Below are 24,347 nucleotides of genomic sequence, written 5' to 3' on the forward strand. Positions count from 1 at the left end.
AGCTTATTGAGCCAGACCATACCAGGGTCTATCGTTATTTATAGTATGTTAGAGGTACGCCCGACGTACAGACAAAAAAGGCCTGAAATTCAGGCCTTTAACTGTTTACAACTACCCTACGTGATTAAAAACGAAAGGTTGCTGTAACAAAGTTAGTATCGTCAACATTTAAGTATGACAGCGATACTCTTTTGAAATCGATACCTACACCAAAACCCACTTCAGTGCTTGACTCAGAGACGCTGGCACCAAAGCCTTTCGCTTTAGCGCGACCGTTGAATACACCTACACGAGCATGCAGTTCAACTGAATCATTGAGTTTAATTGTTGGACGATATGCCGCACCAATTAAAGACTGTAATTTAGCGTCTACGCCATAGACTTTGTCAGAGTTCAAGCCAATCACTGCCAAAGCTTCCACTTTGTGTGCGAACGTTTCTGTTGCTTTTAAAGTCGTTCCAACCACACCAGTGGCGCCAAAGTGACTAATAGTCTCTCTTTCAATGTCTGCAGAAATTTGTGTCAAACCAAGTTCAAAGTAAACATCTGCTTGTGCCGTGCCAACAAAAGCTGTCGTCGCTAACAACGAAGCAAAAATAGTATTTTTTAACATCTTACGCATATAACCTCCTTTAAATGCACTCTGAGTTTACATCTCAAATAGATTTTAGCAATTAGCTAATCACAACAAATATAAGAAAAAAACCCACAGGGCAGCATTGCCGTGTGGGTTTCTCTGCAACAGGATAATTAGTTGTGGCTTTGCAGCACTACTAAACCATAGGGAGCCAGCTGACTGGCATTAAGATCAAAGCCCCAGCTGGGATTGAGGGTGTTATCCAGGGTGACACTGATATCTAACGGCTGTTCACTCAGGTTCAGCACAAAGCGGGTATGGCTGCCATTTAACTCGCGGTCAATCTGCAGCAGGCCGGCGGCAGGTTCTGCCACCTGATAGCTGCCTGCCAGCTTTAGCTCGGGCCGCTGCTTTTTCTGCGCGATTAAGAACTGATACAGCCGCCACAGTGAGTCTGGCTGGGCTTGCTGCTCTGCTACGGTATTACCACCGGCGCTTAACTGCTGCTGTAAAAAGTCCGGCCACCAATCGGCAAACTGCACGGTAAACTGCTCTTTTTGCTCTACCCAGCTAAGCGGCGCTGCGGTAAAGCCAGCCTGGGCCTCAGTGTTCCACAGCATAGGTGCGCGTTTGTATACATCGTGGCCACTTTGTGCCTGCGTTAAGCCAATCTCTTCACCGTAGTAAAGATACTTAGTACCGGGCGAGCTAAACAGCATGGCTGCGGCCAGTTTGGATTTTTGCAGTACCGTCGCACGATCACCGCTTAACTGAAAAGCGACGCGGTCCTGATCATGGTTAGTTAAAAACGGCGTGAAGAACGCCAGTGGCGCGGACGAGTCCAAACGACGTTGCAGGTTTTCCTGTAGCGGGTGTAATTCGCCACTTTGCGTACCGCTAATAGTACCAAACTGCGCAGCATTGCCAGCATTTTGCTGCAGCTGACCAATAATTTTATAACCCACTTCAAAGTCAAAGCCCTGATCCAGCCCCTCACCGTTGCCCCAATATTTGGCGGCAATCGGGATATCTACCCAGGCTTCGCCAACTAAATAGGCTTCCGGGTTCACGCTTTTCACAAAGGCATTAAAATCGCGCCAATAATCAATGGTCGCCGGCAAATCGGCCTGACCATCCGGGCCACTTTCCATCACAAAGCGCACCGCATCTAAGCGGAAACCAGCCACACCCTTGTCCAGCCAGAATTTCGCCATCTTCTTCATTTCGGCCACCACATCCGGGTGTTCTAAATTCAGATCCGGCTGGGTCGCACCAAAGGCGGCGTAATAATATTCACCGCGCCGTTCATCAAAGTGCCAAACTGCGTCCGGCTGATCATTATCAGCCCAGGCGTGGCCCCAGCCCTCGCCTTTGGCTGGTAAGTCTTTACGCCAGACAAAGTAATCTTTATAGGGCGCGATGCCCTCGGCTGACTTTTGAAACCACTCGTGTTCACGCGAGATATGGTTAATTACTAAATCCAGAATCACCTTAATGCCTTTGGCATCGGCTGCCTGAATAAAGGCTTCAAATTCTGCCATGCTGCCGTAATCACGCTCCACCTGATAAAACTCAGTAAAGTCGTAACCGTGATAGGAGGGCGCTTCAAACATCGGCGTTAACCAGATGGCGTTAATACCCAGCTCCTGTAAATACGGCAGCTTGGCGGTCATACCATTAAAATCGCCATGGCCATCGCCGGTCGTATCGTAAAAGCTACGCGGCCAAATCTGATAGAACACCGCATCCTGCCACCAGGGGCCAGACTCGGCTGCTGCGGTCGCAGCCAGCGGTGCGGCAACAGTTTCAGTTTGCTGTGGCGCCGGCTTGCAGGCACTAAGTGCCAGCGCCAGCGTCAGCGCGGTTAATGAGGTTTTTAACATGGTTTATCCCTTTACTGTTTCGGTTTTTACCCGCAACACATAAAGTGCCGCTATCACATAACTGACGCCACCTATCGCCAGCGCATAAATCGCCTGCCCCTGGAACAGATAACCCACCAGGCTACCCAGAATGGCTGCCGCCAGCAGCTGCGGCAGTACGATAAAGATATTAAACATGCCCATATACACCCCCATTTTATGGGCGGGTAAACAGTTAGATAACAGCGCGTAAGGCAGTGACAAAATCGAGGCCCAGGCAATACCAATGGCAATCATCGGTAACCAAAGCAGCGCCGGATCTTTAATCAGGAAGAAGGAGAATAAACCCAGAGCGCCGAATAACAGGTTAATACAGTGCGCTTTTTGCGTACTGGTGGCTTTAACCAGCAGCGGGATCAGCAAGGCAGCAATGGCGGCGAAACCGTTATACACCGCAAACAATACCCCAACCCAGTCGGCGCCATTGTTATAGGCCACCGAGGTTGTATCGGTGGTACCATAGTGGTAGCTGGTGACGGCGGCGGTGGTGTAGATCCACATCGCGAATAACGGAAACCAGGAGAAAAACTGCACCACGGCCAGTTGGCGCATGGTTTTCGGCATGGTAAATAAATCGTCGGTCAGCTGTACCAGCATATTGCGGTTTTGCTGTTGCTTAAACCAGCTGGCCGCCCATTGCAGTAAACCAAAGGCGGCAATTAAGGCGCCAAGTAAATACAGTTGCTTATCCAGCTGCCAGAATGCCACCGCAGCAAAGGCTGCCACGCCAATCACCACAGCGGCGGCACCACTGCGCCAGTAGTCCTGAGCCGGGGTTGCCATAGGCGCACTGGGGTGTTCTGCCTGCTCAGCGGCATCAAAGGCAGCCAGTTGCTCCGGGCTATATTCCTTACTGGAGATAATGGTCCAGCCCACCGCTAAAAACAGTACCACACCACCGGCATAGAAAGAGTACACCACCGAATCCGGGATCAGCCCTTCAGCAGCAGTATTGGCGACGCCAAACCAGTTGGTCATAATCCAGGGTAAGGCAGACGCGACCACGGCACCGACACCGATAAAAAAGGATTGCATGGCAAAGCCGGTCGGCCGCTGCTGTTTATTCAGGTTATCACCGACAAAGGCGCGAAACGGCTCCATCGTCACGTTAATGGCGGCGTCTAAAATCCACAGCATACCGGCGGCGATCCACAAGGTCGGCGAGTTTGGCATAATCACCAGCGCCGCGGTGGTGGCTAAAGCGCCGTATAAAAAGAACGGCCGGCGGCGGCCCAGCTTAGTCCAGGTTTTATCACTAAAGTGGCCAATGATCGGCTGAACCAGTAAACCGGTTAGCGGGGCGGCGATCCACAGGATCGGAATTTGCTCCATGTCGGCGCCCAGGGTTTGGAAGATCCGGCTGACGTTGCCATTTTGCAGGGCAAAGCCAAACTGAATACCAAAAAACCCAAAGCACATATTCCAAATCTGCCAAAAGCTGAGGTTTGGTTTGGTTTGCATAATGCTGTTCTCTTTTGCGGTTTTATAATTATTTACCTGTCAGGCTGCTTGATACCTGCATTTAGCGGCAAGAACAAGATGAATACGTATTCAGCAAGGCGCAACGCCGCGAAGGCACCGCGATTGATAGGTTTTACAGACCGGCAAACACAAACGGCTGCGCCGGTTTAGACTGCGCCAGCGGGTCGAGGGAATATTGGGTTCGGCTTCGGAGGAAATACCAAAGGGCACCAAGGCATTGCGAATCACGCTAAAGACACTGGCCAACACACTGCCATATTTGGCGGGCCAGCGTACCGAGTTGGGACCGACCTCGCCCCGGCGCTCGATACCGCGCGGAAATAACCAAAGATTCGCCGGAATTTCATCTTTCCAGTCCATCGAGCGGGCGGTAATAATGGTTTGCTCCGGGCCCTTATAGACAGCCCGGGTGCAGGCGGCGGCAGGCTGGGTGATTTAGGCGGTTAGCAGTGCAGTAAGTAACATCCTTAATTTAAAACGCATTATTTCGCTCCTTCAAACGAATGCTAGAAATAGTAATCCTGTTACGTTTAACTTAGCATTAGTCAGGTAATTACGCCTAAATAGTGACATCACAGCTTAATTCTGGTTGCGCTTTGTACCATTTGACTAGACACTCTTTCTTCACTCACCTTGGTAGCTTGCTACCACGTGTTCCGCCAAGAGCTTTGCAAGAAACACTGTAACGAGCTTATCTTTAAAGCCGCTGCGCAGCAGGCGTCTGCTTACTTTGCTTGTTATGCAACCCTTTAAGAAACTCTGGAGCCAGATCTGCACCGTTCGGCCAAACAACAGTCTCAAGCTCAGGGTCGACCGACACCCTCCGAAAAATAGAAATTTCCTTCAGTGGTTCAAATACAGGCCCGTGGAGTTCACCATTTAGATCGATTTCGCCAGAAGTACCATCATCAAATGCTACCCAAATTGTGTAATCAGCCACGTATTTGGCAGACTTAATATGCAACATAATTTACTCCAGTGGTGCTATATAATTCAGAGGTTCCCCTGCTCTGGCTCGACGCCAGTTCTCTTCCAGCTCACTTTTGTGTATTCCTATCCACTCCTGAACAAAAGTAACGGCTCGCTTGGGCAACTCCCCTTCCAGTATGGTTCCATCAAATGCAAATAGCGCTTCATAGCCAGAATATTTTGCATGAAAATGCGGTGGATTGTGGTCGTTAAAATACATAGCAATCAAAATTCCGTAAAATCGGCTAATTACTGGCATAGCATTTATCCCACTGAAAAAGGTAGCTTCATAATATTGGATCAACGCGAGGAGTCAAATCTGGCATAACGTCAGGCTAATCATTCAGTATCTGAACCCGAAGGTCTCTGGGTTTGGTGAGGTGCAATAAGCGCTAGTAAGTTTTCCAGATACCCTGGATGAGAAAACCTCAACCCAAACACTGAGGTTTTTTTACGCCTATTTAGGGTGTGATATCTAATATCAATACGCCCCGCGCCGGCACGGTTAGCTGTTGTTGCAGCTGCAATTTTGCACCGGTTAGCACCTCTGTGGCCTGCACCTTGGCTGGCAGCACCTGCCTAAAACGTGCCAGATCCAGTGTCACCGCTTCGGGCTGCTTATTCAGCACCACCATCACCGTTTGCTGCTCGTTATAGCGGAAATAAGTATAGGTGCCGCGATCCGGGGCAAAGTGCAGTAGCTTACCCTGATGGATTGCGCTGGCAGTTTTACGCCAGTTTAGCAGCCGGCTGACCAGTTGTTGCGCCATGCGCTGAGTATCCGTTAACCCCACGCCGGTAAAGGCATTGACCTTATCGCCCGCCCAACCGCCGGGGAAATCAGCCCGTACCTTGCCATCATCACGCTGTGGCGGGCTGGTCAGCGCCAGCTCAGTGCCATAAAACAGCTGTGGAATACCGCGCATGGTAAAGAGGTAACTTAGCGCCATCCGGAACAAGTCTTGATCTTCGCCCAGCACTGAAAATAAGCGGGCGGTGTCATGGTTACCCTCAAAGATCACTAAATTGAAGGGGTTGGCATAGACATGGTCATTGCTCAGCATTTCATACAGCCGGATCCAGCCGCTATTCCAGCTCTCCGGCTCTGCCAGTGATTTTAGCAGGGCGTCATACAGCGGAAAGTCGAGCATCGCCGGAGTATGCGAAACATAGCCATCTTTATTCTGCTTGCCGGTCTGCCAGTACGATACGATAAGCGGATTCGGGCTCCATTCTTCACCCACAATATTAAACTGAGGATATTCCTGCATAATGCGCCGGCCCCACTCGCTTAAAAAGGCTTTATCGGCATAAGAATAGGTATCTTCCCGAATACCGGACAGCCCGGCATATTCCACCCACCAGATGCTATTTTGAATAAGATAGGTTGCTAATCTGGGGTTACGCTGATTCAGATCCGGCATGGTGTCGACAAACCAGCCATCGGTAAATAGCTCGCGATCAATATCGGCCGCATAAGGGTCCTGAATGGTGCTGCGGTTATGATTGGTTGGCACAAAGTTGCCATTGCCATCGCCGCTCGGGAAGTTCAGCCAGTCTTTAGCCGGTAAGTCCGGCAGCCACCAGTGATTACTGCCTATATGGTTCACAATAATATCCTGAATCACCTTAATACCGAGCGAATTGGCGGCTGCAACAAAATCACGGAACTGCGCATTGCTGCCAAAGCGGGGATCCACCCGGTAAAAGTCGGTGGCGGAATAGCCATGATAAGAGAAAGCCGGTTGATTATTTTCGGTTAGCGGCGTTGGCCAAACCGCAGTGACGCCCAGCTGCTGCAAATACGGCAGCGCTTGTTGCATCCCGGCCAGATCGCCACCATGACGGCCGTTGTCATCCTGCCGGTTCGCCTGCTCTAGCATCTCGGGTACGCTGTCGTTAGTGGGGTCGCCATTGACAAAGCGATCCGGCGTAATCAGATAAATCGCATCGGCGGGCGAGAAGCCCTGACGCTGTGCCGAACCTTCATTTCGTGCCAATAACGGGTAATCAACTTGCTGTACGGCTTTTGCGCCGCGCCAAAGCTGCAGTGGCAAGGTGCCCGCTGCCGCATCAGCAGACAGTGTCAGCTCAACAAACAGATAATTCGGGTTATCGGTACGATGTACCGCGCTGATGCTAACCCCGGGATAGCTGAGCTTAGGTGTCAGCTCCGCTAACTTATCCCCGTATAACATCAGCTCAACAGTCGGATGCTGCATACCAACCCACCAGTTAAGTGGCTCAACCCGCTTAATGCTAGCGGCAAGTGGCGAAACGCTATAACAACCTAGCATTAATGCAATAACACTTAATAGCCTGAAAGAACCTAAGCGCATCGCCACCTCCGTTTAGTAGTGCAGCCTTAGCTGCTTAGTTTCTGCGGTAAGTGGCAGCTTAATCTTTAACTGCTTATTTGCTTTGTCATACCAGGCGATATTTTCACCGCGGGCAAAGCGCTGCGGCTGGGCAACTATCGGGATATAACGGCCATCCAGATAGATTTTGCGCGCCTTGCCACGCTGGTTATGCAGCACCAGTGTTAAATCGCGGCTGGCCGGCTTGCCCTGATACTCCCCGCCATCGCGGCTGAAGTTCAGCGTTAGCCTGTTGTCTTCCGTCGTGGCCGCGAAATGCAGCAGCTCATATTGGCCCTTGGCAACCGAATCCGGCGTTACGCCATCATCTTCAAACAGGCTGTACTGGCTGGCAGCGACACTTAGATCGGCGTAATAGTGCAGTGTTAACGCCTTGCCCTGATAATCCGCAGTGCGTTGCAAGCTGTCGGTCATCGGAATAAAGCTACCGGCTTTTACCAGCACCGGAATGGTGTCGATCGTTACCGGGCGCTGTAGCACCTGACCACCTTCCAGCCGTTCCCCGCTAAAGAAATCAAACCAGATGCCTTGCGGCAGATTTACCGGCCAGCTTGTTACGCCTGGTTCCGTTACCGGCGCCACTAAAAAGGCATCGCCCCATAAATAGCTGTTGGCTTCATCGCGTAGCGCCGGGTTTTGCTCATCCAGGAAAAACAACGGCCGCATCAGCGGTATACCACTTTGGCTATGCTGATAGGCCAGCGTATAGTTATATGGCAGCAGGCGGTAGCGTAGCTCCAGCCAGGGGCGCAGGGTGTTAATCACTTCCTGGCTATGGAATACCGGCTCAGGGGCAATATGCTCCTGGGCATGTGGCCGGTACACCGGCTGAAATACGCCGTATTGCAGCCAGCGGATATAAAGCTCAGGGTCAAAGACCTCGCCACCGGCAAAGCCACCTAAGTCAGAATGGATCCAGCCAAAGCCAAACAGGCCCATTTGCAGCGCCAGTTCAACCTGAGGCTTTAGCCCGCCCCAGCTGCGGTCAACATCACCAGTCCAGGGCACCATACCAAAGCGCTGCGAACCTAAGCTACCTGCGCGCATCATAATAAAAGGCCGCTGTGCCGGGAAATCACGGCGATAGCCCTGATGCACCAACTCAGCCCAGCGATGGCCATAGGCATTATGCACTGCATCGGCAGGCTGTAAGCCAATGCCCGGCAGATAATGATAGGTATCGGCCGGGTGCACTTCAGGCTCGCCCAGATCGCCCCAAATACCACCAACACCTTGCGTCAGTAACTCATGGTAACGCTGCCAGAACCAATCGGCGGCTTTGGGATTAAACACATCAACCAGACCAGTATTACCAAAGTAAAAATCAAAGGTCTTTGGCTGACCATCCGGCCCCGGTGCGATAGCCCCCGCGGCGACCGCTTCATCCCAGCGCTTGGAGGTTGTCAGAATAAAGGGCTCAGTCACCAGGATCGTTTTAACGCCATCGGCGGCAAAATCAGCCAGCATCTGCTCTGGATTTGGGAAAGCCTGATGATCCCACGCCAGATTACCCATATGGCCCTGAATATCCGGCCCAAACCAGTACAGATCGATCACAATGGCATCTAATGGCAGCTTAAGATCGCGGAATTTTTGCACCACCGCCCGCGCCTCTGCCTCAGTGCGATAACCAAAGCGCGAGGCATAGTTGCCTAAGGTCCAGCGCGCCGGTAATGGCGGTTTGCCACTGACCGCCAGATACTGCTGGATCAGCTCAGGCGTCGTATCGGCAGCGACCAGCAAATAGCTGCTGCGGCCGCCCTGAGCACGGAAACGTAACTGATCTGCCTGGCTATGGCCCAGATCCAGCTCACCGGTCGCGCCATTATCAAACAGCAGCATATAGTTTTTATCGGATAAAACACCGGCCAGACTAAAGTACATCTGGCTCGACTCGGTACTGTAGCCATAATGCGCCTTGTTATAGAGCGGTAACTTATGACCGCGGCGATCCATGCCCAGTACCCGCTGCCCGGCACCGGCCAGCTTCTCCTGCTCGGCAAGACTAAAATCAAAACCAAGCTGACCGTCCGCCTGAATGAGACCGGCCTGATCCCGGGTTAACAGCTCGCCATCGCGGTAAAAGGCAATACTTAACGGGCTTTTGTTGATCACCAGTTGCAAGGCATCACTTTGCAAGGTCAGTTGTTGCTCATCAAGCGCCAATTGCAAGGCTACCGGCTGTGGTGCTGTGCCGATCAACAAGGAGTCTTGCTGCAGCACAGCGCTTGGCTGATACCAGACAGCGACACTGTGGGCGTTATAAAAGTCGATGCTCACTTCACCCTGATCCGTGGTCAGGATCAGGCCCTGCGCGGTTTGGCGGTGACTTTGATAATGTTCGACGGCCTGACTGCTGTTAAACAGCAGCCCCAGCAATAACAGCAGGCCAGCGATCCGCATTATAACAGGCTGCATAGTGGCTCCTTAACGCACCAGTTGATACACAACCGAGCCCAGCGGGGCCAGTTGCACCGGGATCTGCCCCAGACCATTGCTCACCTGCAGCTGATTCTGTTGCCCGGATAATTGATCCTGCAGCTGATAGGTACCATCTGCCAGCTGCCAGGCACTGATCAGACTGGCCGGTAACTGCAACGTAAATTCAACGCCCTGCTGCGGATTAAAATGGCTAACCACCACCAGTTGCTGCCGCTCGACATAGCGGGCAAACGCCAGTTGCTGTTCCGAGTATGCACTGCCAGCGGCCAAATTGTGCGTATGCAACTCCAGATAAGCGCCATTCAATGCCGGGGCATTACGGCTAAATTGCATTAAGGTTTCATAGAATTGCCGCAGCTCCCGCTCTGCCGGGCTTAGCGCACCGCCATCAAATTTGCCACCATTCATCCAACGTTGGTGATGCGGTACCCCCCAGTAATCAAAGATGGTGGTGCGGCTGGCCTTACCAAATCCCGCGTCATCCGCACCCGGTTCGCCCACGTCCTGGCCGAAATACAGCATAGTCGGTGAGGTACTGATCAGCGTGGATACCACCATCGCCGGCATCCCTTTGCGGGCATCACCGGCAAATTCCGGGGCCGCAATACGCTGCTCGTCATGGTTTTCCAGAAAGTGCAGCATATGATGTTCAATATCAGCCATCCGCTGTTGAATGATCACCAGCTCAGACGTCGGGCCTTTACCCTGCATCACCAGCTTCAGGCTGTCGTAAAACTCGACTTTATCGTACAGGTAATCCATTAAACCAAGCTTGATATAGTCGCGATATAAATGCGGCTGATATACCTCGGCCAGTAAAAAGGCGTCCGGGTTTTGTTGTTTAATATGCGAGTTTAAATAGCTCCAGAACTCTACCGGTACCATCTCGGCCATATCGTAACGAAAGCCATCAACGCCCATTGCAGTCCAATACAGCACGATGTCACGGAATTTAATCCAGGTATTAGGCACTTCTTTGCCTTGCCAGAACTGATAATGTGCCTGCCAGTCTTTTTCAGCGTAGTCGGCCGGTAGTTTGTCAAAGTCGTAACTACCATCCGGACGCACACCAAAGTTGATTTTTACCGTTTCATACCAGTCGTCAAAAGCCGGCTGCACCGAGCGGGCGCCATTACCGGTCCATTTCGCCGGCACTTCGGCAAATTTGCCATCGGCCAACGGGTGAGCGTCACCGCCCAGCACCTGATAATCGGCTGGCCAGGCCGGTACCTGAAAGGCGGAACCGGGGATATAGTAGAAATTATTATCGCGGGCATATTCCACACTGGTATCGTCATCCGCACCAAAATCGCGCACCCCTTCCGGTTTGGCCAGTGACTCATAACGCCGCGCCACATGATTAGGGACGATATCGATCAATACTTTCATCCCATGCTGATGGGTGCGGGCGATCAGCGCCTGAAATTCTTCCAGCCGTTTGGCCGGGTCGTCGGCCAGATCCGGATTCACACTGTAATAGTCTTTCACTGCATAGGGTGAACCGGCACGACCCTTTACCACATCAGGATCATCATTGCTGATGCCATAGGCAGTATAGTCGCGGATCACCGCATGGTGTGGCACCCCGGTGTACCAGATATGGGTAGTACCCAGGGCTTTAATGCCTTGCAGGGCGTCATCAGTAAAGTCACTAAACTTACCGACACCATTTTCTTCCAGCGTACCCCAAGGCTTGTTGGTGGTTTGGGTGTTGCCGAATAAGCGGGTAAATACCTGATACACCACGGCCTTGCCTTCAGCATCAAACTGGCTGGCTTGCTGTGGTGCGCTCGCTGCTGCGCTGTGATTGGCTGGCGGTTTATTGTCACAGGCCACCAATATGGTCAGTGCCAGTGCACTGAGTCCGGCCGCGATCTTCGCTTGCATATCTAATCCCCTTGTCTTGCTGTTTTTTTGCTAAGTTACCGCAGAACGTCGGGCAGGTTATGCCTTTTTTTGGTGCATACGTATGCAAAGCGGCAACGTCAGGCCCCAGCGATACTGCAGATACAGAAATATTGAGTGCACATCGCAGCTGACATATAGTTAAGAAAAACCTGAGGTAATAATGCAGACGCCAACAGATATCCAGCAGCTCATTGCGTTTTTAATGCTTTTATTGATGGTTTCTGGCGCAGGCTGGGCGGTGATGGCCTGGTTAGTAAAGATTTGCCCGAAAGCCAGTAAGTTTTTTGCCTTGGCGCATATTCAGGTCTTATTCGGCATGCTGTTGCTGCAGCAGCGCACTGAAGCAGCAGCCTTCTGGTACTGGCAGTTATCTGACCTATTGATCCTAAGTGGCTTTTTCTCGCTGTATCTTGGCATCGCCAAGCTCTATACCAAAGCGATACAGTTGCAGTTTGAAGTGTTACTGGCCGCCAGCTGTCTGCTGGCGTACTTGCTGCTGATTGACGGTCCGGCCAGCCTGCGTTTGGGCGGCGTAGTGTTTTCACTGGTCAGTATGGCGATCTTTGCCCGCTGTGCTCAGGTGGAATGGCAAACCATTCGTCAGAGCTTTGGCCAGTTCTACGCAGGCTTGTTCGCCGCACCACTGTGCCTGTTTAGCCTGTTTTTTCTGTGGCGTAGTCTTGATACGCTGCTACAACCCAATCCCAGCATCGCTACGCTATCGCTGCAAAGTAGTGAATCGGCGAAACAACTGTGGTTTTTTATCGTGCTGATTCTGATCATGAATCTGAATCTGGTTGGTTACGCGATTAGTCGCTTAGTCAGCAAAATCCGTCAGCTGGCGGATAAGGATTTATTAACCGGCGTCTGGAGCCGGCGGATCATTATGCAGCAGCTGGAATATTACTTGCGGGATAGTATGCGAAATCAGCGCCCCTTTACGGTATTGCTGCTGGATTTAGACCATTTTAAACAGCTTAATGACCAATACGGTCACGCTTGTGGTGATCAGGCGTTGCAAGCTGCCACCCGCGTTTTTCAACAACAGCTGCGGCAGGGCGATTGGCTGGGGCGCTTCGGTGGTGAAGAGTTTGTAGTAATTCTACCCGACACAGCACAGGCGCAGGCGCTGGAAATCGCCGAACGACTACGTCTTTCGCTGGCAGAAACGACCGTGCCAGCCCCCATTTCCAGTGCGCTAACCGTCAGTATTGGGGTCGCCGAGCATCATAGCGGTCAAAGCGTGCCGGAACTGCTGGAGCAGGCTGATCAGGCGATGTATCGCGCTAAAGACAGTGGCCGCAATGCGATTTGCTGCGCCACTGCACAGTAAAAATAGTACTTGCTCTCCATCAAAGAGTGAACCAGTGCTCTTCCCGCAATGTATAATACAAACTTACTACTTTATTAAGACTTTTCTTGATAAACATACGCTATACCAACGCTTATTCTGTCGTTCGACATTTAGTAGGGGTTTTCGCCAACAAACTCCAGGATAAATACTGAATACAACAAAAAAGCTTGAGCTTTTACGTTTTTCATTATTTATCGGATGGACACACGCCACGGATAGCAAAGCCAACCAAGGTTCCTATTTGTTATTCAGCAAGGTAGTCAGATGAAAATTATATATCGATTGTATTCCGGATACGCAGCACTACTGATACTGATGCTCGTGCTATCATTATTTGGTCAATTCAAAATTAGTATCGCAGATGCGAATCTTACCCAGCTATCTGAGCAAACTGCGGTAGAACAGCGACAAGCAATAAATTTTCGCGGCTCAGTACATGACAGAGCCATTTCTCTGCGTGATGCCGTGTTAGTCAATAATACTCAGCAGTCGCAGGTGCATCTGGCAGATGTTGCGAGGTTAAACGACTTCTATCAGCAAGCCGCTATTATTTTGGATCAGATGTATCAGTCCGTTAAACACAGTCCAGATGAGATTCAGCTGCTAAACAATATCAAGAGTATCGAGCGTACAACACTGGCTCTCACTGACCGTTTAGTTACGAAGATCAATCAGGGGCAATATCAGGAAGCGAATCGCTTTTTACTATCTGATATCTCACCCGCCTACACCGCCTGGCTCCGCAGTATTAATAAGTTAATCGATTACCAGGAAGAACTGATTCAACAACAGGTCACTAATGCAAAGTTGGAGACCAATAGTTTTCAGGGCGTCATGCTCGTTCTCACCTTATTTGGAGTACTTATTGGCAGTATAGTGGCGTACCAAACCGTAAAACGACTACGCCAAACCATCGGTGGCGAGCCGGAATATGCCGCGCAAATTATCAGTGAGATTTCTAAGGGTAATTTAACAGATAATATTCACTCAAATGATGAAAAGAGCATTCTGGCCGCACTGAAGCTATTAAGTTCACACCTAAATCAGATTACGCTGAATTCCAAGAAGGCGGCCAATGAGCTGCTTACCGCATCCGAGCAGTTACTTAAAACCGCCAACTTAAACGAGCAACTGATCAGCCAGCAAAAGTTATCCACTGAGCAAGGTGCAGCTTCTATCCAGCAGATGGCAGATACGGTTCATGATGTTGCCTCCCATACCACAGATGCCGCCGATATGGCGCAGCTGGCGATGTCTGAGTTTAAAGCAGGTCAGGCCGAGGTCCTAAAGACCCAAAGCAGCATCAATGCTCTGGCCACAAAAGTCGCCGATGCCTCTATAGTAATCAACAACCTTTCTGATGACAGCCGGCAGATAGGCTCGGTATTAGAAGTAATACAGGGCATTGCCGAACAAACTAACCTGCTGGCACTCAACGCGGCTATTGAAGCTGCGCGGGCGGGTGAACAGGGTAGAGGTTTCGCGGTAGTTGCTGATGAAGTCCGTAATCTGGCCAGAAGAACACAAGATTCTACCCGCCAGATCCAAACAGTGATTGAAAAAATGCAAGCCAGCACCAGCAAAGCGGTAAGTGTGATGGATGAGGGGCAGGCACAAGCTCAGGTGAGTGTCGAACAAGCCCGCTGCGCTGGCGAATCATTAAATGCCATCAACGTATCGGTTACCCGCATTAGTGATATGAATACGCAAATTGCCACCGCCGCTGAGGAACAAGCTATGGTCGCAAACGAAATTAACCAGAACTTTAATCAGATCACCAGTTCAGCCAGCCGTGCCGAACAGGAAGCGTTAAAGATAACCACGGCGAGCAAACAACTCGAAAGCCTGGCTAAAGTGCTGGAGAAAAACGTGAGTCAGTTCAAAACATTCTGATTTGCGAATGATGATGCCGGCACTTAGGCCGGCATCATAGTTCGGGCAGCAAAAATACAATTCTCATACCTGCCGCAAAATACTTTCTGCCCAGGCGACGGCTTCCAGATACATCGGCGCCAGCTCTGCGCCTTCAGGCAACGACTGCAGTAAATCATCGGTCAGTGGCCAGTCGGCTTGTTCCAGCGCTTCGGTGAGTTTCAAAAAGTGCCCGAACTGCCCTTCACGTTTTAGCAGCGCCAGCTTAACTTCAGGCAATAATGGCAGCTGAGCAAGTAACTCATCCTGCGGCTGCTCGACTATCAAGTGTACATTGGAGAATAGCCCGGTTAAAAAGCTGCTGGGTGGATTTTTAGTTAACTTAACATGGTTAGCCAAAGCATCGCAAAAGCGCGCTCTGACCAAGGACTGCCGCAGTAACTCATCTGGTGAACCGTCCTGCAGATTGGCCAGCGCTAACAGCGCAATAAATTTTTTCAGCTCGGCCTCGCCCATATAGACCATCGCATGTTTAACTGAGGTTATTGCCTGGTTCTGACCGCTGTGATTAATAAAGCGTAATAGTTTATAAGACAGCCCCAGGTCACGCTGGCAAATATCAGCTAGCCGCTCGAAGTCGAGTGTACAGGCGGAGGCTTCTGCCATTAAGGCCAGCAAGTTCGCTTTATTGGAGCTCAGTTGCTTATGCTTTAGCATTTCCGGGCGAGCAAAAAAGTAGCCTTGAAATAACTGAAAGCCCATCAATTTTAATTTTTCAAACTGCTCGGCTGTTTCCACCCGTTCGGCCAGCAGTGTAAAAGGATAATCCGCTACCCGGCGCAGGTGACGGCTAATCTGCAACAAGTTAAATTGCTGCACATCGACCTTCAGATAGCTGATAAAAGGTAAGAACGGGTCCCATTTTGGGTCAAAGTCATGATCGTCCAGTGCCAGCTGGTAGCCAAGCTCCTTAAGATACTTCAGGGTAGCTAACAGCTCAGGTGTTGGTGGTACCGTTTCTAACACCTCGATCACCATCGATTCCGGTTTAATCGAGGTCGGGAAATGATGCAGTAGGGTTTCTTCAGAAAAGTTGATAAAGGCCAGTTTATTTGAGGTGACCTTCTCCACCCCCATCAGCAGGTGATGCTGCATAATCAGCTTTGAGGTTGCTTCGTCTGCATCTATTTTTGGAAAGGCGTTTGCTTCACCATCGCGGAAAAGCAGTTCATAACCGATGGTTTCTTTAGCTTTGTTAAAGATTGGCTGACGCGCTATATACCCATACATCCCGGCTAACTCCAAAGTACGACGCCTGAAGTTCAGTATATGCCGATATAGCGGGGATACAAGAGCGCGACAGCAATTATCTCGGCTGCCGCGCACGTCGTTCTGAGACTAGGCAGGCGCCCGGTTAGTTGTTTTAGCTTGGGTGAACACTCTGGGCTTTTTCGGCTTTTTGGGTTTCGCCGCTGCGCTACTTAGCACTGTCTCGGCTAACGGCTGCTGCGGAACAAAGCCGGCTATTTCTTTGCGCGGCAACTGCAGCTTGATTAGCTTTTCAATGCCTTTCAGTTCTTTTAACTCTTCAGCACAGACCAGCGATACCGCCAAACCAGCGGCACCGGCGCGACCGGTGCGGCCAATACGGTGCACATAATCTTCAGCAACATTTGGCAGCTCATAATTGACGACCTGCGGTAATTGCTGGATATCCAGACCACGAGCAGCAATATCCGTTGCCACTAACACCCGAATGCCGCCGGCTTTAAACTCAGCCAGAGCTTTGGTGCGGGCATTCTGGCTTTTATTGCCATGGATAGCCATGGCGCTGATGCCGGCTTTTTCTAATAACAAGGTTAGCTTATTGGCGCCATGTTTGGTTTTGGTAAACACCAGCACCTGCTGCCAGTTGTGCGCTTTAATTTGCTGGATCAATAAATTGGCTTTCTGGCCTTTATCAACCGGGTATAACCACTGCTCAATCCGCTCTACCGTGCTATTGGGCGGCGTTACCGTCACTTCCAGCGGTTCATGCAGCAGGCCTTTGGCCAGGGTGCGGATCTCTTCAGAAAAGGTGGCCGAAAACAACAGGTTCTGCCGCTTCGGCGGTAACAGCGCCAGAATTTTCTTAATATCGCGGATAAAGCCCATATCCAGCATCCGGTCGGCTTCATCCAGCACCAGAATTTCCAGCTGATTAAAGCGCACCGCGTTTTGCTGGTATAAATCCAGCAACCGGCCCGGCGTGGCAATCAAAATATCGACACCTTTACGCAGCGCCATCATCTGCGGGTTAATTTTAACGCCACCAAATACCAGCGTACTGCGTAGCGGTAAATGCTTACCATACAGCTGCGCACTTTCTGCAACTTGCGCGGCCAGTTCACGGGTTGGGGTTAAGATCAGTGCCCGTACCTGATTCGGCTGTACTTTACGGCCTTGCTCGCGACTGTCATTCAACCGCTGCAGTAACGGTAAGGTAAAGCCGGCAGTTTTGCCGGTACCGGTTTGGGCGGCGGCCATCAGGTCCCGCCCCGCCAGTACCGCAGGGATAGCTTGTTGTTGAATAGGTGACGGCGTGGTGTAGCCTTTTTCAGCTACAGCTTTGAGCAGCTCAGCCGCTAAAGGTAAATCAGTAAATTGCATGCGTATTCCCGCAATGGTGCTGCGAAAATCTCTGCCCGCAGCTGCAGTGCCCTTCAAAAGGAAGGGCGCGCAGCATACAGCATTTGCTCAGCTTTAGCGAATTTGGCGCTTAGAATAAGGTATAGATAAAGCCCGCCAGCGCAGACTGCTGACTGACAACGATCAGCCCGCCTAACAACGCCAACACCAAAATAATGGGCAACAACCAGATTTTTTTGCGCACTCGCAAAAAGGCCCATAAATCAGTTAAAAATTCCTGCATTAGAATGGATCCTCCAAGTCTTTTGCCGTTGGCTCTTTATCGGGTTGGCGCCAGAAACTGTCTCCTTTCGGGTGCGCCTGATATTGCAATTTACCGCATAACCGCAGCAGTAAGCCCAGTGGCATTATCAACAGATAAAACACCACGCCAAGCAGCAGTCGGGTATTCAGCCAGCCCATAACTGCCGCAAAAGCCATCCATACCCGATACGGATAATATAAGCCTGGCGCATAAACCAGCGCCAGCAATAAAAATCCTGTAGCGACCATCCAAGGCCAGAGAGACCAAAACCAGCCAAAAAGCCAGGGTAGCAGTAAACCAAACAGCATCGGGATCACTAGCGCCATTTGCAGGCCAAATTGGCGCAGCCCCTTGTGGTCAGTTTTTTTTAGTAACAGCGCACTCATCTGTTATCTGCTCCCCGGCACTAATCTGCGGCAAAGACGCGCTGGCGCGCCGCCTGTAGTTTTAAAGCAGGCTGGTCAGCTTTATGTAGCAGGCAGTTGCCCAGCACCAGTACATCCATATCGGTAGCAAAGAAGCCCTGCAAGGCATCAGCCGGGCTGCAGACCGGCGGCTCACCCCGGACATTAAACGAAGTATTAATCAGCACTGAGGTGCCGGTCTGAGCTTTAAAGTATTGCAACAGCTGATAAAAACGCGAGTTAGTATCGGCACTGACCGTCTGCACTCTGGCACTGTAATCAATATGCGTAATGGCCGGCAGACTGGAGCGCTGCTGTGCCAGCCGGGCTAAACCGCTTAACCCCGGCGCCACCTCAAGTTGTAATTCAGCGGCCAACCTGGCTACTAACAACATATAGGGGCTGGGGCAGTTAAGTTGAAAATACTGCTGCAAATCCTCGGCCAGCACCGCCGGTGCAAAAGGGCGAAAAGATTCGCGCTGTTTAATTTTCAGGTTCAGGATACTTTGCATCACCGGGCTGCGCGCATCACCAAGAATGGAGCGATTCCCCAATGCCCGCGGTCCAAATTCCATCCGCCCTTGAAACCACCCGACCACCTTACCCGCCGCTAGTAACCGTGCCACTTCCGGATACAGCTGCGGCTCGCTCAAGTACTGATAGGGTGCCTGCTCTGCCTGTAACAGCGCCTGGATTTCGCTGTCGCTATAGGCTGGCCCCAGATAGCTCCCCTGCATCTGGTCCTGCTGCTCATCGCTGTGCCGTGGCTGCTGAAAATACTGATACCAGGCTAGTAAGGCCGCGCCCAGGGCACCACCGGCATCGCCGGCAGCCGGTTGGATCCAAAGCTCCTGAAAAGGCCCCTCGCGCAATAAGCGACCATTGGCGACACAATTTAAGGCGACACCACCCGCCAGACAAAGCTTGCTGGCGCCGGTCAGTTGTTGGGCATAACGGGCAATTTTCAGTACGACCTCTTCGGTCACTTGCTGAATGGAAGCGGCTAAGTCGAGATAGAGCTGGCCGGGTTCGGCGTCTGCTGTTAACGGTGGTGCGCCAAACAAAGCGGCAAAACGCTGATTAATCATGCGTGAGCCAACCGGGTAAGCAAAATAGCGCATATTCAGTGCAAAGCTGCCATCCTCGCGCACGCTAATTAATTCGCGATAAATCAGCTCAACATACTTAGGCTCACCATAAGGCGCCAGCCCCATTAACTTGTATTCGCCGGAATTCACCTTAAAGCCGCAGTAATAGGTAAAGGCCGAATACAGTAAACCTAATGAATGCGGGAAATGCAGTTCCGCTAAAGGCCTTAGCTGATTACCCTGGCCATGCCAGATAGTGGATGTCGCCCACTCGCCAACCCCATCCAGACAGATCACCGCCGCCTCCTGATAGGGGCTGGCATAAAACGCCGAGGCAGCATGCGCCTGATGGTGCTGGCTAAACAACAATTTGGGTAGTGGCGTTTTGCGATCCAGCCCGGCTAACGCCCGAAGCTCACGCCGTAATACGGTTTTTAAATACAGTTTTTCTTTCAGCCAAACCGGCATCGCCATTAAAAACGAGCGAAAACCGCGCGGCGTATGTGCCAGATAGGTTTCCAGCAAGCGTTCAAATTTCAGTAACGGCTTGTCGTAAAACACTACGGCACTTAGCTCACTGAGATCTATCCCTGCTTCGCGCAAACAATAGCGAATGGCGTCGGCGGGGAAGCCGGCGTCATGTTTCAGGCGGCTAAAACGCTCCTGCTGCGCTGCCGCGACTATCACGCCATCGCGCAGCACACAGGCGGCACTATCATGGTAATAGCAGGAAATACCGAGGATATAACGCATAAATCCATTAACTGAAAACTTATTGCCTTAACTTAACCTGATTTTTAAAAAGCCGATAGAGCTGGTATCAGAAAACTTGCTGCTAACAAGGGCTTAAGGTAACGTAAGCTGATGCTTTTTGAATCAGGTTGCAACAAAGTTGGCAACACCACAGCCCCCACGCAAAGTCTTTTATTTGATCGCGCTGCTACTACCGGTATTACTGTTACTGGTACTGGAAATGCTGTTGCGTGTCAGCCCCTGGTATCAGCGCTATCCGCTGTTTATCGCCTCTGAATCATTAACTGGCTATCTGCAAACCAATCCGGATTTAATAAAACGTTATTTTGCCGATCCCAAGCAGGCGCCGGATCTGGCCATTGATACCCAGTATTTTCCGGCAGTGAAACCAGCCGGCCAGTTTCGCATCGTGCTGCAAGGTGGCTCCAGCGCTGCCGGTTTCCCCTATGGCCGTTTTGGCTCACCGGCGGCAATGTTACAGCAGCGGTTAAAGCGGCTGTATCCGCAGCGGGATATTCTGGTGCTTAACACCGCCCTGTCAGCGGTAAATTCCTATACGTTGCGGGATCTGAGCGCCGAAATTCTGGCGATTGAGCCGGATCTGATCCTGATTTATGCCGGCCATAATGAATATCTGGGCCTGATGGGTGTCGGCTCAGCGCTACTGGGAGACGGCCACCACCTGAGTAAGCTGCTGTATTTACAATTACGGCAACTGGCCTTATTCCAGGCCGGACAACGCTTATATAGTGCGCTTAGAACAACACCCGCGCCAGCGTTGGCGGAGCGCACCATGATGGCGCAGATTGCCGCCGAACAGCAGATCCCGCTAAATAGCTCACTGTATCAGGCCGGATTACAGCAATTTCAGGCTAATCTCAAGGCGCTGCTACACCGCTACCAGCAAGCCGGGGTACCCGTGATTTTAAGCAGTATCGCCAGTAATGAACGCCAGCCCCCCTTTAGCTCCAGCCAGCCGGCATTAACCCTGGCGCCGGAGCCGCAGCAAGCACGCCAGCAATTACAACAAGCGTTACAACAGAACCCCGATGTTGCCAGCTGGCATTTTCAGCTGGCCGAGCTGCTGCTCGACGCCGGTGAGCAGCGCGTAGCGCTGCAACATTTTCAACTGGCGCGGGAGCATGACCTACTGCGTTTTCGGGCGCCGCTGGCGATCAATCAGCAGCTGCAACAGCTGGCCACAGACTTTAAACTGCCTTTGGCAGATGCTGAAGCACAGCTACGCCAGGCCAGCAACAATGGCATTATCGATTATCAGCTGATGCTGGAGCATCTGCATCCGAATGCCCGTGGTTATTTTCTGATTGCCGAAACCTGGTTACCACTATTGGAGCGCTATTTGGGGCCGCCGGCCGTCGCGGTTAGTCAGGCCCAGGCCTGGGCGGATATGCCACTGACTGCGGTGGATTTGCAACTGGCCGATTACAAGATCCGCCAGCTGACTGCCGATTACCCCTTTACCACCGAGCCACAGCAGGTCAGTTTTGGCCCACGGCAAAACCCGGAGCAGCAGCTCGCCTGGCAAAGGGCGCAGGGACTCAGCTGGCTACAAAGCAACCAGCAGCTGTTGGATTACTACCAACAACAGCAACAACCCGCGAAAGCGGCGAAGGTGGCCGCCTTATTATTTGACGCCTTGCCTAACCAGCATCAGGCAGCCTATGTCGCTGGTCAGTTGTATTTTGATAGTCAGGATCTGGTACTCGCGATGTATTATCAGCAGCGCGCCGTCAATCTGGCGCCAGAAAATATATCCTATCGCCTGATGCTGGCGCGTAGTTACTATTATGCTGGTGAGCTAACCGTAGCGCTGCAGCAGGTAGAACAAATTCTGACCCTCGACCCGACTCATGCGCTGGCGTTGCGCCAACAAGCCCAATTGCGGCAGCAGTTAGCGCCAACTCAAGCCCCCGGACACCCATAACATGCAACGTACCCTGTTCTGGCTTATTGCCCTCAGCTTACCGCTACTGCTGTTTCTGTTGCTGGAAGGCGCGGTACGGCTGTTGTTTCCGGCCCAGTCTTTACCCTTGTTTAAACCCTACCCGGCAAACCCGGCCTATCTGGTAACCGAAACCCAGATCGTCAAACGCTACTTTCCAACTGGCGCTGCTGTACCAAGGGTTGAGCTGGAACCCAGCTTTGTGTTGGCACAAAAGCCAGCTAATGGTATCCGCTTAGTGGTACAGGGTGGCTCGACCGCAGCGGGTTATCCTTATGGTATGGGCGCGGCCCTGGCCGGTATGCTGGAACAACGTTTAAGGCGCACCTTTCCGGAGCGGCCGGTAGAGGTAGTCAATACCGCCTTATCGGCGGTAAACAGCTACACCCTACTGGATTTTGCCGACGAAATTATTGCGCTTAAGCCCGATGCGGTGCTGATTTACGCCGGTCATAACGAGTACCTGGGCTTGTTAGGTGTCGGCTCTAATTATCTGGCGGCACGCTCGCCGCGACTCAGCCGTTGGCTACTTAGCTTACGGCAACTGCGCAGCTTTCAATTGCTGGAACAGGGCTATCTGCAGCTGCGACCGCCAGCACAACTAAGCGGCAACAGCCGTACTTTTATGGCGCAGGTCGCGCGCGACAAAGCCATCGCTCTGGATTCGCCGACTTACCAAGCCGGGCTAACGCAATTTCAGGCCAATATGAGCCGGTTACTAGCGCGCTATCGTGCGGCGGGGATCCCGGTTTATCTCAGTACAATAGCCAGCAATCTGGCAGATCAGCCACCTTTTCAAAGCGAGCCTTTAACCGCACAACAACAGCAACAGTTACTGCAACTTAGCCAGCTGCGCGAGCCTGCGGCACAACAAGCGCTGGCAGCAGCGCTGCAGCAAACTGCAGCCACAACCGGCCATGCCCTGCTGCACTATCAGCTTGGGCAATGGTACCGGCAGCAACAGCAATTTGCCGAGGCTAAAGTACAGTTTATTCAGGCGCGCGAGCACGATTTGCTGCGTTTTCGGGCGCCGCTGGCCATCAATGAACAGATTAAAGCTTTGGCAGAGGACTATGGTGCGGTATTAGTGGATACCGAGGCCGCCTTTGTTGCCAACTCGCCGGGCGGCTTAATTGGTCGCAACCTGATGCTGGAGCATCTGCATCCGAATGTGCAGGGTTATTTTTTATTGGCTGACAGCTTTTACCGCGCACTCTATCAGCGCAGTGCTTTTGGCGTATGGCCAGGGCCGGTACCGGCAGAGCTCGCCTGGCAAGAGCGCCCGCTCACCCCGGCCGAAGAATATGCTGGTTACTTACGTATTCTGCAATTAACGTCCGACTATCCGTTTAAAGCCACTGCCACAGCGGTGACTTTCCCAACACCCAATGATCTTAGTCAGCAGCTGGCGCTGTTACATGTGCAGGGCAAGCTGGATTGGTTAAGTATGCAAAACCGCCTGGCCGAACATTATCATCAGCAACGTAACGGCGATATGCTGTTAAAAACTCTACTGATTATTGCCGATGCCCTGCCGCATGATGGCAAGGCCAACCTGCAGGCGGCACAAATTCTGCTGCAGGCGGGACGCAAAGCAGCAGCGAAACATTATTTGCAGCGGGCACTGCTTACCGACCCGATACCGGAGTTAGCACAACAGCTTATGCAGCAGCTAGATTGAACAAATTAATCAGTACCTGTTAGCGCGTCTGATTGTGCAAAGAGTAAGAGTCTGTCGTCACCACGGGTTGCCATATCTCTAATAAGATTACAAACGCGGCTAAAACGCCTGTGTGGAGAGCTGAACTTAAAGCATTTCCGCGCAGAGCATTATTTAGCTCGATTAGCGATTTTAATATTGGCTTCCCTAGACAGTATTGGGATGCGGAAAAGCAGAGCCGGTATAAATATTTCCGGGATTCTGATGCAATGACTAGGCGGTATTTGCAAAGCGACCCGATTGGTTTGGCTAGTGGGTTGAATACTTATGGGTGTGTTGGTGGAAACCCTATAACATTTATTGACCCATTGGGTCTGGCGCAAGTGTGGTGCAGGCCGTTGTTTGGGTTAAACTCACAACTCGGTTTGTTACGACATGACCAGCTATTTTATATAGCTTGAACAAATAACGTTTTTTTCAAAAAATAATATTGTTATTGGCCTGGGGGATTTCCGTCAAGATGACAGTAATCATGAGAGAAATACACTTGCCAGTCTAGACAGCTTGATGATAGCTTGCTCGAAAAGCTGAAAAAAAGCTCGAAAAAATTTGAATTTTGATAATTACAATATGACAAACAATA

At 51.4% G+C, this 24,347-nt stretch carries 19 protein-coding genes; 5 read left to right on the forward strand and 14 right to left on the reverse strand.

Translation table 11 applies throughout. The annotated features are described in order from the left end of the window. Window positions 1-124: 124 nt before the first annotated feature. The 9 genes from AJE_RS07830 to AJE_RS07870 form a co-directional block, all read right to left on the reverse strand. Window positions 125-622, reverse strand: a complete 498-nt coding sequence (locus AJE_RS07830; protein ID WP_008950394.1) for an outer membrane beta-barrel protein — start codon at window positions 620-622, stop codon at window positions 125-127. A 128-nt stretch (window positions 623-750) separates the two neighbouring features. Beyond that, entirely contained in the window at window positions 751-2,460 is a 1,710-nt protein-coding gene (locus AJE_RS07835; protein WP_008950395.1) for an alpha-amylase family glycosyl hydrolase, read from the reverse strand. 3 nt (window positions 2,461-2,463) lie between these two features. After that, window positions 2,464-3,960 (reverse strand): MFS transporter, encoded by a 1,497-nt coding sequence (locus AJE_RS07840; protein ID WP_008950396.1) that lies wholly within the window; start codon window positions 3,958-3,960, stop codon window positions 2,464-2,466. A gap of 90 nt (window positions 3,961-4,050) precedes the next feature. After that, complete coding sequence (locus AJE_RS07845; protein WP_008950397.1) at window positions 4,051-4,341, reverse strand: penicillin V acylase; 291 nt, start codon at window positions 4,339-4,341, stop codon at window positions 4,051-4,053. A gap of 337 nt (window positions 4,342-4,678) precedes the next feature. Continuing rightward, a complete protein-coding gene (locus AJE_RS07850) occupies window positions 4,679-4,948 on the reverse strand; it encodes a DUF2442 domain-containing protein (RefSeq protein ID WP_008950398.1) in 270 nt (89 codons plus the stop codon). A gap of 3 nt (window positions 4,949-4,951) precedes the next feature. Beyond that, window positions 4,952-5,209 (reverse strand): DUF4160 domain-containing protein, encoded by a 258-nt coding sequence (locus AJE_RS07855; RefSeq protein WP_008950399.1) that lies wholly within the window; start codon window positions 5,207-5,209, stop codon window positions 4,952-4,954. Window positions 5,210-5,411: 202 nt separating this feature from the next. Next, window positions 5,412-7,289: a glycoside hydrolase family 13 protein gene (locus tag AJE_RS07860; RefSeq protein WP_008950400.1), complete on the reverse strand. Its 1,878-nt coding sequence runs from the start codon at window positions 7,287-7,289 to the stop codon at window positions 5,412-5,414. Window positions 7,290-7,301: 12 nt separating this feature from the next. After that, window positions 7,302-9,746: a glycoside hydrolase family 31 protein gene (locus AJE_RS07865; protein ID WP_008950401.1), complete on the reverse strand. Its 2,445-nt coding sequence runs from the start codon at window positions 9,744-9,746 to the stop codon at window positions 7,302-7,304. A 9-nt stretch (window positions 9,747-9,755) separates the two neighbouring features. Beyond that, window positions 9,756-11,657, reverse strand: a complete 1,902-nt coding sequence (locus tag AJE_RS07870) for an alpha-amylase family protein (RefSeq protein ID WP_008950402.1) — start codon at window positions 11,655-11,657, stop codon at window positions 9,756-9,758. 181 nt (window positions 11,658-11,838) lie between these two features. On the opposite strand from AJE_RS07870, the gene AJE_RS07875 reads away from it, so the two are divergent. Continuing rightward, a complete protein-coding gene (locus tag AJE_RS07875) occupies window positions 11,839-13,011 on the forward strand; it encodes a GGDEF domain-containing protein (protein ID WP_008950403.1) in 1,173 nt (390 codons plus the stop codon). 285 nt (window positions 13,012-13,296) lie between these two features. Further along, window positions 13,297-14,925, forward strand: coding sequence for a methyl-accepting chemotaxis protein (locus tag AJE_RS07880; RefSeq protein ID WP_039928296.1), 1,629 nt, complete (start codon window positions 13,297-13,299; stop codon window positions 14,923-14,925). A 63-nt stretch (window positions 14,926-14,988) separates the two neighbouring features. Here the strand turns inward: AJE_RS07880 and AJE_RS07885 are convergent, their stop codons facing one another. The 5 genes from AJE_RS07885 to AJE_RS07900 all read right to left on the reverse strand — a co-directional run bounded on the left by AJE_RS07885 (window position 14,989) and on the right by AJE_RS07900 (window position 20,081). Further along, entirely contained in the window at window positions 14,989-16,194 is a 1,206-nt protein-coding gene (locus tag AJE_RS07885; RefSeq protein WP_008950405.1) for an EAL and HDOD domain-containing protein, read from the reverse strand. Between the two features lie 108 nt (window positions 16,195-16,302). Next, window positions 16,303-17,553, reverse strand: coding sequence for a DEAD/DEAH box helicase (locus AJE_RS07890; protein ID WP_008950406.1), 1,251 nt, complete (start codon window positions 17,551-17,553; stop codon window positions 16,303-16,305). 109 nt (window positions 17,554-17,662) lie between these two features. Further along, window positions 17,663-17,815, reverse strand: coding sequence for a DUF5989 family protein (locus tag AJE_RS18625; protein ID WP_008606468.1), 153 nt, complete (start codon window positions 17,813-17,815; stop codon window positions 17,663-17,665). Further along, window positions 17,815-18,222 (reverse strand): SxtJ family membrane protein, encoded by a 408-nt coding sequence (locus AJE_RS07895; protein ID WP_008950407.1) that lies wholly within the window; start codon window positions 18,220-18,222, stop codon window positions 17,815-17,817. The genes AJE_RS18625 and AJE_RS07895 overlap by 1 nt, the downstream gene beginning before the upstream one ends. A 20-nt stretch (window positions 18,223-18,242) precedes the next feature. Continuing rightward, the gene (locus tag AJE_RS07900) at window positions 18,243-20,081 is read right to left on the reverse strand and encodes a carbamoyltransferase family protein (RefSeq protein WP_008950408.1); all 1,839 of its coding nucleotides are present in this window, start codon (window positions 20,079-20,081) and stop codon (window positions 18,243-18,245) included. 139 nt (window positions 20,082-20,220) lie between these two features. On the opposite strand from AJE_RS07900, the gene AJE_RS07905 reads away from it, so the two are divergent. From AJE_RS07905 to AJE_RS19000, 3 genes are all read left to right on the forward strand, one after another. Continuing rightward, on the forward strand, window positions 20,221-22,026 hold the full coding sequence (locus AJE_RS07905; RefSeq protein ID WP_237709324.1) for an SGNH/GDSL hydrolase family protein: 1,806 nt from the start codon (window positions 20,221-20,223) through the stop codon (window positions 22,024-22,026). A gap of 1 nt (window position 22,027) precedes the next feature. Further along, window positions 22,028-23,725, forward strand: a complete 1,698-nt coding sequence (locus AJE_RS07910; RefSeq protein WP_008950410.1) for an SGNH/GDSL hydrolase family protein — start codon at window positions 22,028-22,030, stop codon at window positions 23,723-23,725. A 110-nt stretch (window positions 23,726-23,835) separates the two neighbouring features. Further along, window positions 23,836-24,165, forward strand: a complete 330-nt coding sequence (locus tag AJE_RS19000; protein ID WP_420167171.1) for an RHS repeat domain-containing protein — start codon at window positions 23,836-23,838, stop codon at window positions 24,163-24,165. The last annotated feature ends 182 nt before the right edge of the window (window positions 24,166-24,347 follow it).

Source organism: Alishewanella jeotgali KCTC 22429 (genome assembly GCF_000245735.1).
Lineage (GTDB): Bacteria > Pseudomonadota > Gammaproteobacteria > Enterobacterales > Alteromonadaceae > Alishewanella > Alishewanella jeotgali.

Bases quoted from the DNA above. Each gene is read 5' to 3' on its own strand.
- AJE_RS07885 (WP_008950405.1), bottom strand. From the start codon at position 16,194: ATGTATGGGTATATAGCGCGTCAGCCAATCTTTAACAAAGCTAAAGAA.
- AJE_RS07895 (WP_008950407.1), bottom strand. From the start codon at position 18,222: ATGAGTGCGCTGTTACTAAAAAAAACTGACCACAAGGGGCTGCGCCAA.
- AJE_RS07830 (WP_008950394.1), bottom strand. From the start codon at position 622: ATGCGTAAGATGTTAAAAAATACTATTTTTGCTTCGTTGTTAGCGACG.
- AJE_RS07910 (WP_008950410.1), top strand. From the start codon at position 22,028: ATGCAACGTACCCTGTTCTGGCTTATTGCCCTCAGCTTACCGCTACTG.
- AJE_RS07875 (WP_008950403.1), top strand. From the start codon at position 11,839: ATGCAGACGCCAACAGATATCCAGCAGCTCATTGCGTTTTTAATGCTT.
- AJE_RS18625 (WP_008606468.1), bottom strand. From the start codon at position 17,815: ATGCAGGAATTTTTAACTGATTTATGGGCCTTTTTGCGAGTGCGCAAA.
- AJE_RS07900 (WP_008950408.1), bottom strand. From the start codon at position 20,081: ATGCGTTATATCCTCGGTATTTCCTGCTATTACCATGATAGTGCCGCC.
- AJE_RS07845 (WP_008950397.1), bottom strand. From the start codon at position 4,341: ATGGACTGGAAAGATGAAATTCCGGCGAATCTTTGGTTATTTCCGCGC.
- AJE_RS07860 (WP_008950400.1), bottom strand. From the start codon at position 7,289: ATGCGCTTAGGTTCTTTCAGGCTATTAAGTGTTATTGCATTAATGCTA.
- AJE_RS07865 (WP_008950401.1), bottom strand. From the start codon at position 9,746: ATGCAGCCTGTTATAATGCGGATCGCTGGCCTGCTGTTATTGCTGGGG.
- AJE_RS07840 (WP_008950396.1), bottom strand. From the start codon at position 3,960: ATGCAAACCAAACCAAACCTCAGCTTTTGGCAGATTTGGAATATGTGC.
- AJE_RS07870 (WP_008950402.1), bottom strand. From the start codon at position 11,657: ATGCAAGCGAAGATCGCGGCCGGACTCAGTGCACTGGCACTGACCATA.
- AJE_RS07855 (WP_008950399.1), bottom strand. From the start codon at position 5,209: ATGCCAGTAATTAGCCGATTTTACGGAATTTTGATTGCTATGTATTTT.
- AJE_RS07850 (WP_008950398.1), bottom strand. From the start codon at position 4,948: ATGTTGCATATTAAGTCTGCCAAATACGTGGCTGATTACACAATTTGG.
- AJE_RS07890 (WP_008950406.1), bottom strand. From the start codon at position 17,553: ATGCAATTTACTGATTTACCTTTAGCGGCTGAGCTGCTCAAAGCTGTA.
- AJE_RS07835 (WP_008950395.1), bottom strand. From the start codon at position 2,460: ATGTTAAAAACCTCATTAACCGCGCTGACGCTGGCGCTGGCACTTAGT.
- AJE_RS07880 (WP_039928296.1), top strand. From the start codon at position 13,297: ATGAAAATTATATATCGATTGTATTCCGGATACGCAGCACTACTGATA.